Annotated in this window: 11 protein-coding genes; 7 read left to right on the top strand and 4 right to left on the bottom strand. The window is 35.6% G+C overall.

Annotation, left to right across the window (positions count from 1 at the left end; genetic code table 11):
* Nucleotides 1-12: 12 nt before the first annotated feature.
* The gene (locus tag AC9UEH_RS03825) at nucleotides 13-393 is read right to left on the bottom strand and encodes a TraR/DksA family transcriptional regulator (protein WP_509528575.1); all 381 of its coding nucleotides are present in this window, start codon (nucleotides 391-393) and stop codon (nucleotides 13-15) included.
* A gap of 7 nt (nucleotides 394-400) precedes the next feature.
* Nucleotides 401-4,054: an isoleucine--tRNA ligase gene (gene ileS / locus AC9UEH_RS03820; protein ID WP_509528573.1), complete on the bottom strand. Its 3,654-nt coding sequence runs from the start codon at nucleotides 4,052-4,054 to the stop codon at nucleotides 401-403.
* Nucleotides 4,055-4,484: 430 nt separating this feature from the next.
* Here ileS and AC9UEH_RS03815 point away from each other — a divergent pair, with 430 nt between their 5' ends.
* Nucleotides 4,485-4,955 carry an Lrp/AsnC family transcriptional regulator gene (locus AC9UEH_RS03815; RefSeq protein ID WP_509528571.1) on the top strand — a complete coding sequence of 157 codons (471 nt, stop codon included), beginning with the start codon at nucleotides 4,485-4,487 and terminating at the stop codon, nucleotides 4,953-4,955.
* A 180-nt stretch (nucleotides 4,956-5,135) separates the two neighbouring features.
* Here AC9UEH_RS03815 and AC9UEH_RS03810 read toward each other — a convergent pair whose 3' ends face one another.
* A complete protein-coding gene (locus AC9UEH_RS03810) occupies nucleotides 5,136-5,807 on the bottom strand; it encodes a zinc metallopeptidase (RefSeq protein WP_509528569.1) in 672 nt (223 codons plus the stop codon).
* A gap of 78 nt (nucleotides 5,808-5,885) precedes the next feature.
* Complete coding sequence (leuS, locus tag AC9UEH_RS03805; protein ID WP_509528567.1) at nucleotides 5,886-8,837, bottom strand: leucine--tRNA ligase; 2,952 nt, start codon at nucleotides 8,835-8,837, stop codon at nucleotides 5,886-5,888.
* Between the two features lie 311 nt (nucleotides 8,838-9,148).
* Between leuS and AC9UEH_RS03800 the strand changes: the two genes are divergently transcribed.
* The 6 genes from AC9UEH_RS03800 to asnS all read left to right on the top strand — a co-directional run bounded on the left by AC9UEH_RS03800 (nucleotide 9,149) and on the right by asnS (nucleotide 13,976).
* Nucleotides 9,149-10,024 carry a cell division protein FtsX gene (locus tag AC9UEH_RS03800; RefSeq protein WP_509528565.1) on the top strand — a complete coding sequence of 292 codons (876 nt, stop codon included), beginning with the start codon at nucleotides 9,149-9,151 and terminating at the stop codon, nucleotides 10,022-10,024.
* A gap of 42 nt (nucleotides 10,025-10,066) precedes the next feature.
* On the top strand, nucleotides 10,067-10,306 hold the full coding sequence (locus AC9UEH_RS03795) for a DUF3098 domain-containing protein (RefSeq protein ID WP_509528562.1): 240 nt from the start codon (nucleotides 10,067-10,069) through the stop codon (nucleotides 10,304-10,306).
* Nucleotides 10,307-10,310: 4 nt separating this feature from the next.
* The gene (locus tag AC9UEH_RS03790) at nucleotides 10,311-11,120 is read left to right on the top strand and encodes an undecaprenyl-diphosphate phosphatase (RefSeq protein WP_509528560.1); all 810 of its coding nucleotides are present in this window, start codon (nucleotides 10,311-10,313) and stop codon (nucleotides 11,118-11,120) included.
* 7 nt (nucleotides 11,121-11,127) lie between these two features.
* Nucleotides 11,128-11,817, top strand: a complete 690-nt coding sequence (gene truB, locus AC9UEH_RS03785; RefSeq protein ID WP_509528558.1) for a tRNA pseudouridine(55) synthase TruB — start codon at nucleotides 11,128-11,130, stop codon at nucleotides 11,815-11,817.
* A gap of 9 nt (nucleotides 11,818-11,826) precedes the next feature.
* Complete coding sequence (locus AC9UEH_RS03780) at nucleotides 11,827-12,354, top strand: hypothetical protein (protein WP_509528556.1); 528 nt, start codon at nucleotides 11,827-11,829, stop codon at nucleotides 12,352-12,354.
* Nucleotides 12,355-12,542: 188 nt separating this feature from the next.
* Nucleotides 12,543-13,976 (top strand): asparagine--tRNA ligase, encoded by a 1,434-nt coding sequence (asnS, locus tag AC9UEH_RS03775; protein WP_509528554.1) that lies wholly within the window; start codon nucleotides 12,543-12,545, stop codon nucleotides 13,974-13,976.
* The last annotated feature ends 50 nt before the right edge of the window (nucleotides 13,977-14,026 follow it).

Genomic DNA, 14,026 nt, shown 5'->3' with positions numbered 1-14,026 from the left:
ATAAATCCTTAATTATCTCTGTAAATTCTTTGCTTCAATGCTCATTGTAGCGTGAGGAACTACCAATAATCTGTCTTTATTGATTAATTTTCCGGTTACTTTACAAAAGCCGTATGTCTTGTTTTCAACACGGAAAAGCGCATTTTTTAAATCACGAATAAACTTTTCTTGACGAATCGCAAGTTGTGAGTTGGCTTCTTTAGACATCGTTTCACTACCTTCTTCAAAAGCTTTGAATGTTGGTGACGTGTCGTCGGTTCCGTTATTTAAATCATTCATATACGCACTTTTGATTAATTCTAAATCGGTTTGTGCTTTGTGCATTTTATTTATTATCAGCTCTTTGAACTCTGCTAAATCAGCATCAGAGTATCTTAATGTATTGTCTACCATTCTAAATTTATTTATTTATTACTATTCTTGTTTTAATTTCGTCAAATTCTATTTCTATTCCATTTTCTAAATCATCTACAAAAACTAAAGAATCAGTTAAAGTTTCAGACTTAATATAGGTTTCGTTTTTCAGAATTGCTTCCTCCAAATCTCCGTTTCTCTTCAATTGCACTTTGATTTTATCGGTAACTTCAAATCCGGAATCTTTTCTAATATTCTGAATTCTATTTACCAATTCTCTCGCAATTCCTTCTTGTCGCAATTCCTCTGAAATTGAAATGTCTAAAGCCACCGTAATCCCATTTGAATTGGCTACCAACCAACCTTCAATATCTTGTGAAGAAATTTCAACCTCTTCCAATGATAAAATTATGCTTTTTTCTGCAATAACAATACCAATAGACCCTTCTCTTTCAAATTTATTAATTTGTTCTGATGAAAATCCCTGTATCTCTTTGGCAATCAAACCCATATCTTTTCCAAATCGAGGGCCTAATGACTTGAAATTTGGCTTAATTTGCTTAACCAATATCCCCGAAGCATCATCCAAAAGGACTATTTCTTTTACGTTTACCTCTGCTTTTATAAGGTCGGAAACGGCTTCAATTTCAGCACGTTGACTCTCGTCAAGTATCGGAATCATTATCTTTTGTAATGGCTGACGCACTTTTATCATTTCCTTTTTACGTAGTGATAAAACCAATGATGAAATGGTTTGTGCCTTCTGCATTTTGCTCTCTAACGATTTATCAACATACTTTTCAACCCTTTGAGGAAAATCAGCCAAATGTACGCTTTCAAACAACTCTGTTTGTGATGCTAATGTTAAATCTCTGTATAATTTATCCATAAAAAATGGAGCAATAGGCGCACCTAACTTGCTAATAGCCAACAAACACTCGTATAATGTTTGATACGCTGCAATTTTATCTTGTCCGTATTCGCCTTTCCAAAAACGTCTTCTACACAAACGAACATACCAGTTGCTTAAATTTTCTTGCAAAAATTCTGATATGGCACGAGCCGCTTTAGTTGGTTCATAATCAGCATAAGCATCATCAACTACTTTTATCAACGTATTTAATTCTGAAATTATCCATTGGTCAATTTCAGGTCTTTCGTTTACAGGAATTGAAGCTTCAGTATATTTGAAATTATCAATATTAGCATACAAACTAAAAAACGAATACGTATTGTATAATGTTCCGAAGAATTTTCGACGAACCTCAGCAATTCCCTCTAAATCGAATTTTAAATTATCCCACGGATTGGCATTCGAAATCATATACCATCGCGTAGCATCAGGGCCATATTCCTTTAATGTTTCAAATGGATCGGCAGCATTTCCTAAACGTTTAGACATTTTTTGTCCGTTTTTGTCCAATACCAAACCGTTAGAAACTACATTTTTATAGGCAATTTTATCAAAAACTAATGTTCCAATGGCATGCAATGTATAAAACCAACCGCGCGTTTGATCGACTCCTTCGGCAATAAAATCGGCTGGAAAATCTTTGTTTCCGTCAATTTTATCTTTGTTTTCAAATGGATAATGCCACTGCGCATATGGCATAGCTCCAGAATCAAACCAAACATCAATTAAATCGGCTTCGCGTTTCATTTCTTTACCAGAGGCAGAAACCAACTTAATTTCGTCAACTACATTTTTATGCAAATCAACCAAATCGTAATTTGATTCGCTCATATTTCCAATTTCAAACCCTTTAAATGGATTTACTTTTTGAAAACCTGCAGCAATTGATTTTTCTATTTCGTTGTATAATTCTTCAACCGAACCAATCAAGATTTCTTCGGTTCCGTCTTCCGTTCTCCAAATCGGCAATGGGATTCCCCAATATCGTGAACGCGATAAGTTCCAATCGTTGGCATTTTTCAACCAATTTCCAAAGCGTCCTTCTCCTGTAGCTTTTGGCTTCCAGTTGATGGTTTCGTTCAAATCGAACATTCTGTCGCGAACTTTCGTAATTTCTATAAACCAAGAATCCAAAGGATAATACAAAATTGGCTTATCGGTTCTCCAACAATGTGGATAACTGTGCACATATTTCTCAACTTTGAAGGCTTTATTTTCTTCTTTTAACTGAATGGCAATTTCCACATCGACAGAACGCTCCGGTGCTTCACCATCTTTATAATACTCGTTTTTAACGTATTTTCCAGAATAACTTCCCAAACCAGTAATGAATTTTCCTTGCAAATCTACCAACGGAACTGGATTTCCATTTTCGTCTAAGACCAACATTGGCGGTATTTCTGGGACAGCTTCTTTTGCAACTTTCGCATCATCAGCTCCAAAAGTCGGCGAAGTGTGCACAATTCCCGTTCCATCTTCCGTAGTTACAAAATCTCCAGCAATTACTCTAAAAGCATTTTCTGGGTTTTGGTATGGCAATACAAATGGCATCAATTGTTCATATCGAATTCCAACTAAATCAGCGCCTTTGCATACGGCAACAACTTGATATGGAGTCTTTTTATTAATAGTCTGAATATCTGATGCTTCAATAAAATTTATTGTTTCTTCATTAAAATCATATCCAATTTGTTTGTAAATTGAATTTTCGTAATGTTTATATTTTTTTCCTACTTTAATATCAAAAAAGTTTCGAAAATCAATATCAGAAAACTTTTCCCCTGTTATCGCTTCAATCCTGCCTATTCCATCATATTCATTTTTCAAATTAGAAAAATCTATTGATTCAGGTATTTGAAAATATTTCCCTTTGAAATGTTTTGAAATTAAGTTTTTTGCTAATATAACATTAACTTGTTTATCAGTGTATTCATTAAAAGTTCTAACTAAAACATAATCTATCTTTGGGCCTACTGTCAATGCAGTATTTGACGGCAAAGTCCAAGGTGTTGTAGTCCAAGCCAAGAAATAAATCCCATCCCCATCCCTTCCCAAAGGGAAGCGTGACGTTGCGCTAAAACCAAATGCTTTTCCAACAGAGTTTTCCGTTTCGGCTCCCTCTCCTTCGGAGAGGGCTGGGGAGAGGAACTGCGCCACCACCGTCGTATCCGTAACATCTCTATAACTTCCTGGTTGGTTCACTTCGTGCGACGATAATCCTGTTCCTGCTTTTGGAGAATACGGCTGAATCGTGTAGCCTTTGTACATCAAATCCTTGTTGTAAATTTGCTTCAAAATCCACCAAACCGATTCCATATATTTGGATTTATAGGTCACATACGGATCTTCCATATCGACCCAATAGCCCATTTTTTCGGTCAAATCGTTCCAAACATCCGTATAACGCATGACGGTTTTCTTGCAGGCTTCGTTGTATTCTTCAATGGAAATCGACTTTCCTATGTCTTCCTTTGTAATTCCTAATGCCGCTTCAGTACCTAATTCTACTGGCAATCCGTGCGTATCCCAACCCGCTTTTCGCTTTACTTGAAACCCTTTTTGCGTTTTATATCTGCAAAAAATATCTTTTATAGCACGCGCCATCACGTGGTGAATTCCCGGTAATCCATTTGCCGAAGGCGGACCTTCAAAAAATACGAACGGTTTATTTCCTTCACGAGTCGTCACGCTCTTGTCGAATATGTTTTCTTTTTTCCAAAAATCCAATACTTCCGATGCCACAGTTGGCAAGTCAAGTCCCTTGTATTCAGTAAATTTAGTGCTCATTTTATCCTTTTCTTAAATCGTTGTGCGAAAGTAATAAATTTATGTCGAATGTCGAAAGTCAAAGCTCGAAAGTTATGATTGCAAGTAAATTTTTTATTGGTTTTTTTATTTTTTTTTGGCGTGCCCTCGTTTTGAGCGTCATTGCGAAGAATGAAGCAATCACTAAACTCGGTCGGGTGTTTCGTTACTAGTTTAAAATTACCAGTTCTCGAATCCCTTCGAGTGTCTGGTGGTTTAACATCCAAGAAAAATACTAAACAACCTCTAACTCATTATCTAAAACTGAAAAATCTGAATTTAAAATAATATTCTTCGGGATTTTCTATTCCAATACGTTTAAAATTAAAATCAGCAAAATTTAATGTTTTTTTTTGTATTTTTGGTTTAGAATTATAACTAAAAATACCATTTTGGTTGAAATATAAAAGACATGAAGCTCAATTCACAAATAGTAGAAATAGATGGAATCGACAAAGAAATTCTTCGGGATTTGATGGAAGATGCCCGAAAACCCATCCTTCAAATTGCCAATAAAATTGGAATTTCTGGCGCTGCAATCCATCAAAGATTGCGAAAATTAGAACAATCAGGTGTAATTTCGGGTTCTAAATTCATTGTCAATAACAAAGTTTTGGGCTACAGCACGATGGCATTTGTGGGAGTTTACCTAGATAAAGCGGCTCGAAATTCAGAAGCCGTGAAAGAGTTGAGAAAAATCCCGGAAGTTTTAGAATGTCATTATACAACTGGAAATTGGTCAATATTAATCAAAATTATTTGTCGTGATAACGAACATTTAATGCACCTATTAAATACCAAAATCCAAGCCATTGAAGGCGTTTCAAGAACGGAAACCTTCATTTCCTTAGACCAGCAAATCGAAAGACAAATACAATTGTAAGGAAGTTAATTTGGTAATGCGTTGATTTGATTATAAAAAACAAGATAACTCTTTGACGCGAATTGCACGAATTACTCAAATTTTATTTTAAAAAATTCGTGGCAATTCGTGTAATTCGTGGCTTAAAAAAAGCGGAAAACAATAATGCTCCCCGCTTTTCTAATTTTATTTGACTTAGGATTATCGTCTGTTCATATAAATCATTACATAATACAATAATGTAGCGATAGAACCAATTGCGGCAACTACATACGTTCTTGCAGCCCATTTTAAAGCGTCTTGTGCTCCAGCTTGCTCTTCGCGTGTCAACATATTTTTGTTTTCTAACCAAGCCAATGCCCTGTTACTTGCGTCATATTCTACTGGTAAAGTTACAATGGAGAACAAAGTTGTGGCAGCAAAAATCACGATTCCAATTAACAATAATGACGGGAATGTTTTCATCATGAAAATTCCTCCAATCAAAATCCATTGCACATAATTTGATGCAATATTTACCACTGGAACCAATTGAGAACGCAATTCCAACCAACTATAGGCGGTGGCGTGTTGCACTGCGTGACCACATTCGTGAGCAGCAACTGCAGCAGCGGCAGCATTTCTTTGATTGTAAACAGCTTCACTTAAATTTACTGTTTTGTCCGTTGGATTGTAATGATCTGTCAAACGCCCCGGAGTTGAAATTACAGTAACATCCGTAATTCCGTGATCTGCGAGCATTTTTTCGGCGATTTCAGCACCCGACATTCCATTATTCAACTGCAATTTTGAATACAATTCAAATTTCTTTTTCAATTGGCGACTCACCAACCAACTGAACAACATAATTAAACCTGCGACTATTAAATACATATATTTTATTTTTAAAAAGATAAAGTTACAAAAACTACATCAAATTACAAGCCAAATTTTTTGGATGCAATTTTGTCATTATCCCACCAAGTTGATTACTTTTCCAGGAACGATAATTACTTTGTTTGGCGTTCTTCCCTCCAATTGTTTGATGGTTCGTTCGTCTTTCATAATGATTTCTTCGATTTGCGCCACGGTTAAATCCAAAGGCAATTCGATGGTGAAACGCATTTTCCCATTGAAAGAAACTGGATATTCCTTACTGCTTTCTACCAAATATTTCTCGTCCACCACTGGAAAAGGTTCGTGTGAAATACCATTGAAATGTTTTAATTCTTCAATTTTTAAATCTTTTAATTGACTCCACAAATCTTCTGCAATATGTGGTGCGTACGGCGAAATTAAAATTGCCAATGGCTCTAAAATGGCACGTTCATGACAATTTTGCGCAGTCAATTCATTTACACAAATCATAAATTGAGAAACCGACGTGTTAAAAGAGAAGTTTTCAATGTCTTCGTTTACTTTTTTAATGGTTTTGTGCAAGGTTTTCAAACTGTCTTTCGAAGGCTCATTATTGGTTACAACCCAACCCTTATTATCATCATTGTACAAGCGCCATAATTTTTTTAAGAACCCAAAAACCCCTGAAATTCCTGCCGTATTCCATGGTTTTGATTGTTCCAAAGGTCCTAAAAACATTTCATATAAACGCAATGTGTCAGCGCCATATTCAACACAAATAGTATCTGGCGTTACCACATTATATTTGGATTTCGACATTTTTTCGATTTCGCGACCTACCTTATACGTACGGACAGCTCGCGAGCTGTCACTACCGTCATTATCCTCAAAAATAAATTCGGCATCTTTATATTCTTCCCTTGAATTTTTGAATGCTTCAATATCCAATTCATCTGAATTATTTACCAATGAAACATCAACGTGAATTGGTTGCACTTTTTGTTCGTCAATTTTGTTTTTGGAAATATAAATATTAGTTCCCTCTAATCGATAAACAAACGCACTCATTCCCAAAATCATTCCCTGATTAATCAGTTTTTTGAAGGGTTCTTCGGTAGGCGCAAAACCTTTGTCTTTCAAGAATTTGTTCCAAAAACGAGAATACAATAAATGTCCGGTTGCGTGTTCGCTTCCGCCAATATATAAATCAACATTTTGCCAATATTTCAAAGCTTCCGCTGATGCAAATTCCTCTTCATTGTGCGCATCCATATACCGCATCCAATACCAAGAACTTCCCGCCCATCCTGGCATTGTATTCAATTCAAGTGGAAATATCATTTTGTTATCAATTAACTGAACACTTACAACTGAACACTGAACACTATCCCAAGCCCAAACCGTTGCATTTCCTAAAGGCGGTTGCCCGTCTTCGGTAGGGAGATAATTTTCTACTTCTGGCAAGGCAATTGGCAAATATTTTTTGTCAATCATTTGTGGCAAACCATTTACATAATATACTGGGAAAGGTTCACCCCAATAGCGCTGACGTGAAAAAACAGCATCACGCAATCGGTAATTGATTTTGCCTTTTCCTTGGTTTATTTTTTCTAATTCGGCAATGATTTTTTGAGTTGCTTCTTTGTAATTCAATCCGTTTAGGAATTCAGAATTATTTAAAACAAATCCCTCTTTTGAAGTATAGGCTTTTTTTTCTATCAAGTTTTCAGCTTCCGAAATTCTCCCTTTGGGGGTTAGGGGGCTGAAGATATTTTTAATTTCGGGCATTCCAATATGACCTTTAAAGAAATTGGCAAATGCATAATCTCTTTCATCGCCACAAGGTACCGCCATAACAGCGCCTGTTCCATAACCTGCAAGAACATAATCGCCAATCCAAACTGGAATTGCTTCTTTTGTAAAAGGATGTTCTGCATACGCCCCAGTGAAAACCCCTGAAATTGTTTTTACATCCGCCATTCTTTCCCGTTCAGAACGCTTTGAGGATGCAAAAATATAATCATTTACTTTCTCTAAATTATCAGAAGTTGTTATTTCTTGAACCAAAGGATGTTCGGGTGCCAAGGTCATGAAAGTTACTCCGAAAAGCGTGTCGGGTCTTGTAGTAAATACATCAATATACTGTTGCTTACTTTCGACTTTCGACTTTCGACTTTCGACTTTAAACGAAACCATCGCTCCCACTGATTTTCCAATCCAATTTCGTTGACTTTCTTTGATGCTTTCGCTCCAATCGATATCGTTTAATCCTTGTAACAAACGTTCTGCATAAGCAGAAATCCGCATGCTCCATTGTGTCATTTTTTTACGAATAACGGTATGTCCGCCACGTTCTGAAACACCATTTATAATTTCGTCGTTGGCAAGAACAGTTCCTAAACCGGGGCACCAATTGACTTCGGTTTCGGCGAGATAAGTTAATCGGTATTGTAAAAGGATTTTTTGTTGTTCGTCTGATGAAAAAGAGTTCCATTGCGATGCAGAAAATTCTTGAATTTCATTGTCGCAAACGGCATTTATTCCCGAAGTCTCGGGATTATTTCCTTCTTTTTCAAAAATAGAAATTAAGGTTTCAATGTCTTCGGCTTTGTCAGAATTTTTATTGTACCAAGAGTTGAACAATTGAATGAAAATCCATTGGGTGTGTTTGTAATAATCAGCATTTGAAGTGCGCACTTCCCGAGACCAATCGAATGAAAATCCGATTTTGTCGAGTTGTTCACGGTATCTTGCTATGTTTTCTTTAGTAGTTTTATCGGGATGTTGCCCTGTTTGAATGGCATATTGTTCGGCGGGTAATCCAAAACTATCGTAGCCTTGCGGGTGCAAAACATTGAATCCTTTGTGGCGTTTGAAACGCGCATAAATATCGGAAGCGATGTATCCCAACGGATGACCAACGTGCAATCCTGCTCCTGATGGATACGGAAACATGTCCAAAACATAGTATTTTGGTTTGTCAGAATTGTTTTTTGCAGCAAATGTTTGGTGTTCAAACCAGTATTTTTGCCATTTTGATTCTACTTCGGTCGGATTATATTTCATCTGAATATACTATTTATTTTTTATTTCGATGTTGGATTTGCCAACGTGAATTTGTTTTTACTGCCAATTATTGATAGGCGAAAAAAATATTAATTAGCCCCGATGGCAGCAAGTATGCCTCGCTTTTGGGCGTGGATACTGCGAACAGCGGGAATTGCATTTCTGGAACAGCCCAAAATATTCGCTTTAAATAAAAAAACGGGTTTTGAGACTGCAAATTTACATTTATTGTACGAAAATTGAAACTTTGGACGTTATTAAGTTTATATAAAGGAATACTTTGTTATTTTTACACATTAATTTTATGATATATGAGTTCTTCGTACGATAAATTTCAAAAACGCAGGTTGATTTCTTCTTATTTTTCGGTAATCCTGAGCGTATTTTTAGTATTGTTTTTGGTTGGAATTTTAGGATTATTTGTCTTGAATTCCAAGAAATTATCTGATGATTTCAAGGAGCAAATTGCGATGACGGTATTCTTTAAAAGTGAGGCAAACGACACGGTTTTGAAGGCTTTTGAAGCGGAATTAAAAACGTCAAAATTCGTAAAATCAAGTGTTTTTGTTTCCAAAGATGCTGCGGCAAAAGTGCATACGGAAATTATTGGCGAGGATTTTATGACTTTTTTAGGTGCGAATCCGTTGCAAAATTCGTTTGATATTCACTTGAAAGCGGATTTTATTGATGCGAAAAACATCCGAAGAATTGAAAATAAATTGCGGGAAAATCCTATGGTTTCTGATATTGTTTATGACAAACAATTGGTGAATTTGGTGAATGACAATATTAAAAAAGTGAGTTTTTGGATTTTGATAATTAGCGGATTTCTGACTTTAGTGGCGGTTTTATTGATAAATAGTTCGATGCGATTGTCGATTCATTCGAACCGATTTATTATCAAAACGATGCAAATGGTGGGTGCTACGAAGTCGTTTATTAGAAAACCATTTATTTGGAAAAGCATCAAATTAGGAATGATTGGGTCGGCGTTAGCGGTTTTAGCTCTTATTGGCACTTTGATTTATTTGAACACGAGTTTCCCGAATTTAGGAATTTTAGACGATCAATTAATGATTGCTTTAGTATTGTTAGGCGTTGTTGCTGTTGGGATTTTAATCACTTGGATTAGTACTTATTTTGCAACGCAGCGGTTTTTGAATTTGAGAACAGACGATTTATATTAACGAATAATGAGGATGGGATTGCTTCGCACCTCGCAATGACAAATGAAAAACAACGAACAAAAATCAGAATTTCTTTTTGATAAAATAAACTACAAAATTCTATTGATTGGAATTGCCGTGATTGCCATTGGATTTATTTTGATGTCGGGCGGCGGAAGCGATGATCCGAAAGTTTTTAACGAGGCGATTTTCAATTTTAGAAGAATTCGATTGGCACCAACGGTGGTTCTAATCGGTTTTGGAATTACCATTTATTCTATTTTTAAATCCCCAAAAAAGTAAATTAATGACTACTATTCAAGCATTTATTCTTGCTATTATTGAAGGCGTTACAGAATATCTTCCCATTTCTTCTACTGGTCATATGATTTTTGCAAGTTCTTATTTTGGAATTCAAAATGATGATTTTGTAAAATTATTTCAAGTTTCTATTCAGGTTGGTGCTATTTTGGCAGTTGTAGCTTTGTATTGGAAGAAGTTTTTTGACTTTTCAAAATTCAATTTTTACATCAAATTGGCTTGTGCCGTAATTCCCGCTTTGGTTTTAGGAAAGTTATTCGATGATAAAATAGAAGCGGTTTTAGGTGATCCAATTCCGATTGCAATTGTTTTGATAGTAGGCGGAATTGTGTTATTGTTTATTGACAGCAGATTCCAAAATCCAACGGTTGCTGTGGAAGAAGATATTACAATTAAAAAAGCCGTGACCATTGGTTTTTGGCAATGTTTGGCAATGATGCCGGGGACAAGTCGTTCGGCAGCTTCTATAATTGGAGGAATGCAACAAGGATTAACACGACATGCGGCAGCGGAATTTTCGTTCTTTTTAGCAGTTCCAACGATGATGGCGGTTACGTTGTATTCGGTGTTTTTGAAAACGTATGAAACAACTCATTTGAAAGGTTACGAATTGCTTTTGCAATCGAAAGACAACATAAAATTATTTTTAATTGGGAATGTTGTTGCGTTTATAGTAGCTGTTTTAGCCATTAAATTCTTCATTGGAATTATAAAAAAATACGGCTTCAAACCTTGGGGTTATTACAGAATAATTATGGGAATTTTTCTTGTAATTTATTTTTCATACATCAAATAATTGCAATTTGGCTACAATTGAAGATTTTCAAAATGGGCAGATTTTATTGATTGACAAACCATTGAATTGGAGTTCGTTTCAGGCGGTAAACAAATTAAAATATGCTTTAATTAATAAAGTTGGTCTTCCTAAAAAATTCAAAATTGGTCACGCAGGAACTTTAGATCCTTTAGCAACAGGATTGTTGTTGGTTTGCACTGGAAAATTCACCAAAAGAATTTCGGAATTGCAAGGTCAAGCCAAGGAATATACTGGCACTTTCTATATTGGAGCGACTACGCCTTCGTATGATTTAGAAACCGAAATGGATGAAACTTTTCCGATTTCTCATATTGATGAAGTCCTAATTCACGAAACTGTAAAACAATTTTTGGGTGAAATTGACCAAAAACCGCCCATTTATTCAGCAATCAAAAAAGATGGTGTTCGCCTTTATGAACATGCACGAGCAGGAGAATCGGTAGAAATTGCAACCCGAAAAACTGTCATTCACGAATTTGAAATCACAAGAATTGCATTGCCAGAAATAGATTTCAGAGTAGTTTGTAGCAAAGGCACTTACATTCGTTCTATAGCGTATGATTTTGGAAAAGCAATGCAATCTGGTTCGCATTTAACCTCTTTACGAAGAACCAAAATTGGTGATTATAATGTAGATAATGCTCTGGATGTAACAGTTTTTGAGAGTTTGCTTTAATAATTTACTATGAAAAAATTACTGTTATTAGTTTTGTTCTTGGTTACAATTTCAATGCAATCTCAACAAAAAAATAATAGATATACACAATTTGATATTTCAACTCCATTGAAAGGAAATTCAACCTACGGGGAAATTGACAGTAATGGTATTAGAAGCGATTATTGGTTGCTACCAGATGGATTAAGCTTAAAATACGGAATTGGAATTGACCACAAAAAATGGGGTTCTATAGGTTTACAAACAGGAATTGACTGGATTGCAACCCAAAAATTAGTTGCAGTTCCTGTATTTGCTAATTTTAAATTGAGCCCAAAAGTTTCAGAAGATGTCAGAGTTTATGTTCAAGCAGGCTTCGGAAAATCCTTTGGAATTGGAAGAGGGAGTTTGATTGGTATTTACAGAAAAATTAGTTTAGGAGTTGAAAACGATGATGGAGTTTCTCTATTTATACAGGTTTCCGACTTTGGGATTCCATTTGTAAATATAAATTCGGTTACGAGTTTGAGTATCGGATTATCATTAATCACATTTTAATCGCATTTTTAGATTTAATGGTAAGAAATACTTCTGTCTCTTCTTTTCCTATTTTCTACCTTGCAATAAATTTAAAAATTTATCCAAAACCCTTGAAATCCTATAAAACCCACAAGGAAAATTGCTCAAAATCCTTTATATTTGCATTTAATTGCAATGGTTATTTTTAATATTATTATTTTTTCAAGATGAAACAAACCAAGGTTAAAGACTTATTAAACAGTGCGTCAACGCTACAGGAAGTGAATGCAAAGGGTTGGGTGCGCACGTTTAGAAACAATCAATTTATTGCTTTAAATGACGGTTCGACTATAAATAATATTCAGTGTGTGGTTGATTTCGAGAATACGCCAGAGGAAACTTTGAAGCGAATTACTACGGGTGCTGCGATTTCGGTAACTGGGAATTTGGTGGAAAGTAAAGGTGCGGGTCAAAAATTTGAGATTCAAGTTACTAAATTAGAAATTCTTGGCGATTCTGATGCGGAGAAATTTCCTATGCAGCCGAAGAAACATTCATTAGAATTTTTGCGCGAAAATGCGCATTTGAGAGTACGTACTAATGCTTTTGGGGCAATTATGAGAGTGCGTTCGGTTTTGTCGTTTGCGGTTCATACTTATTTTCAAAATAAAGGATTTGTATATGTGAATACGCCAATTATAACAGGTTCGGATGCTGAAGGTGCCGGAGAGATGTTCAAAGTTACGGCATTGCCATTTGACAAAACTCCAAGAACTGATGAAGGAAAAGTTAATTATAAAGAAGATTTTTTTGGCAAGGAAACCAATTTAACGGTTTCTGGACAATTGGAAGCAGAAACCTATGCGATGGCTTTGGGTCAAGTTTATACCTTTGGTCCTACTTTTCGTGCTGAAAACTCGAATACTTCGCGCCATTTGGCTGAATTTTGGATGATTGAACCCGAAGTGGCTTTCAATGATTTGAATGATAATATGGATTTGGCGGAAGATTTTATTCAATATGTAATTAAATACACGATGGATAAATGTCAAGACGATTTGAAGTTTTTGGAAGGACGTTTGACAGAAGAAGAAAAAGTAAAACCTCAAGCAGAACGCAGCGAAATGCCGTTGCTTGAGAAATTGAATTTTGTTTTAGAAAATAATTTTAAAAGGGTTTCTTATACCGAAGCAATTGATATTTTAAGAAATTGCAAACCGAATAAAAATAAAAAATTCAACTATATTATTGACGAATGGGGTTCTGATTTACAGTCGGAACATGAGCGTTATTTGGTTGAAAAACACTTTAAATGTCCTGTGATTTTGTTTGATTATCCAGCCAACATAAAAGCGTTTTATATGCGTTTGAATGAAGATGGAAAAACGGTTCGTGCCATGGATATTTTATTTCCTGGAATTGGTGAAATCGTTGGAGGTTCCCAAAGAGAAGAGCGTTACGATGTTTTAGTCGCAAAAATGAAGGCTTTAGGAATTGACGAAGAAGAATTGTGGTGGTATTTAGACACCCGAAGATTTGGAAGTGCGGTTCACTCAGGTTTTGGACTTGGATTTGAAAGATTAGTTCTTTTTGTAACCGGAATGACAAATATTCGTGACGTAATTCCTTTTCCAAGAACTCCAGGAAGTGCAGAGTTTTAGAAAATGGTTAATCGGTTAATCGTTAGTTCGGTTAACCGATTAAACCGATA

Origin of the sequence: Flavobacterium sp. (genome assembly GCF_040402835.1) — a bacterium.
GTDB lineage: Bacteria > Bacteroidota > Bacteroidia > Flavobacteriales > Flavobacteriaceae > Flavobacterium.
Note: the sequence above shows the minus strand (reverse complement) of the source record. Positions and strands in the feature narration are given on the sequence as shown.

What these genes read in the sequence shown, in the direction of transcription:
- AC9UEH_RS03825 (WP_509528575.1), bottom strand. Translation starts at nt 393, where the DNA reads ATGGTAGACAATACATTAAGATACTCTGATGCTGATTTAGCAGAGTTC.
- ileS (WP_509528573.1), bottom strand. Translation starts at nt 4,054, where the DNA reads ATGAGCACTAAATTTACTGAATACAAGGGACTTGACTTGCCAACTGTG.
- AC9UEH_RS03815 (WP_509528571.1), top strand. Translation starts at nt 4,485, where the DNA reads ATGAAGCTCAATTCACAAATAGTAGAAATAGATGGAATCGACAAAGAA.
- AC9UEH_RS03810 (WP_509528569.1), bottom strand. Translation starts at nt 5,807, where the DNA reads ATGTATTTAATAGTCGCAGGTTTAATTATGTTGTTCAGTTGGTTGGTG.
- leuS (WP_509528567.1), bottom strand. Translation starts at nt 8,837, where the DNA reads ATGAAATATAATCCGACCGAAGTAGAATCAAAATGGCAAAAATACTGG.
- AC9UEH_RS03800 (WP_509528565.1), top strand. Translation starts at nt 9,149, where the DNA reads ATGAGTTCTTCGTACGATAAATTTCAAAAACGCAGGTTGATTTCTTCT.
- AC9UEH_RS03795 (WP_509528562.1), top strand. Translation starts at nt 10,067, where the DNA reads ATGAAAAACAACGAACAAAAATCAGAATTTCTTTTTGATAAAATAAAC.
- AC9UEH_RS03790 (WP_509528560.1), top strand. Translation starts at nt 10,311, where the DNA reads ATGACTACTATTCAAGCATTTATTCTTGCTATTATTGAAGGCGTTACA.
- AC9UEH_RS03780 (WP_509528556.1), top strand. Translation starts at nt 11,827, where the DNA reads ATGAAAAAATTACTGTTATTAGTTTTGTTCTTGGTTACAATTTCAATG.
- asnS (WP_509528554.1), top strand. Translation starts at nt 12,543, where the DNA reads ATGAAACAAACCAAGGTTAAAGACTTATTAAACAGTGCGTCAACGCTA.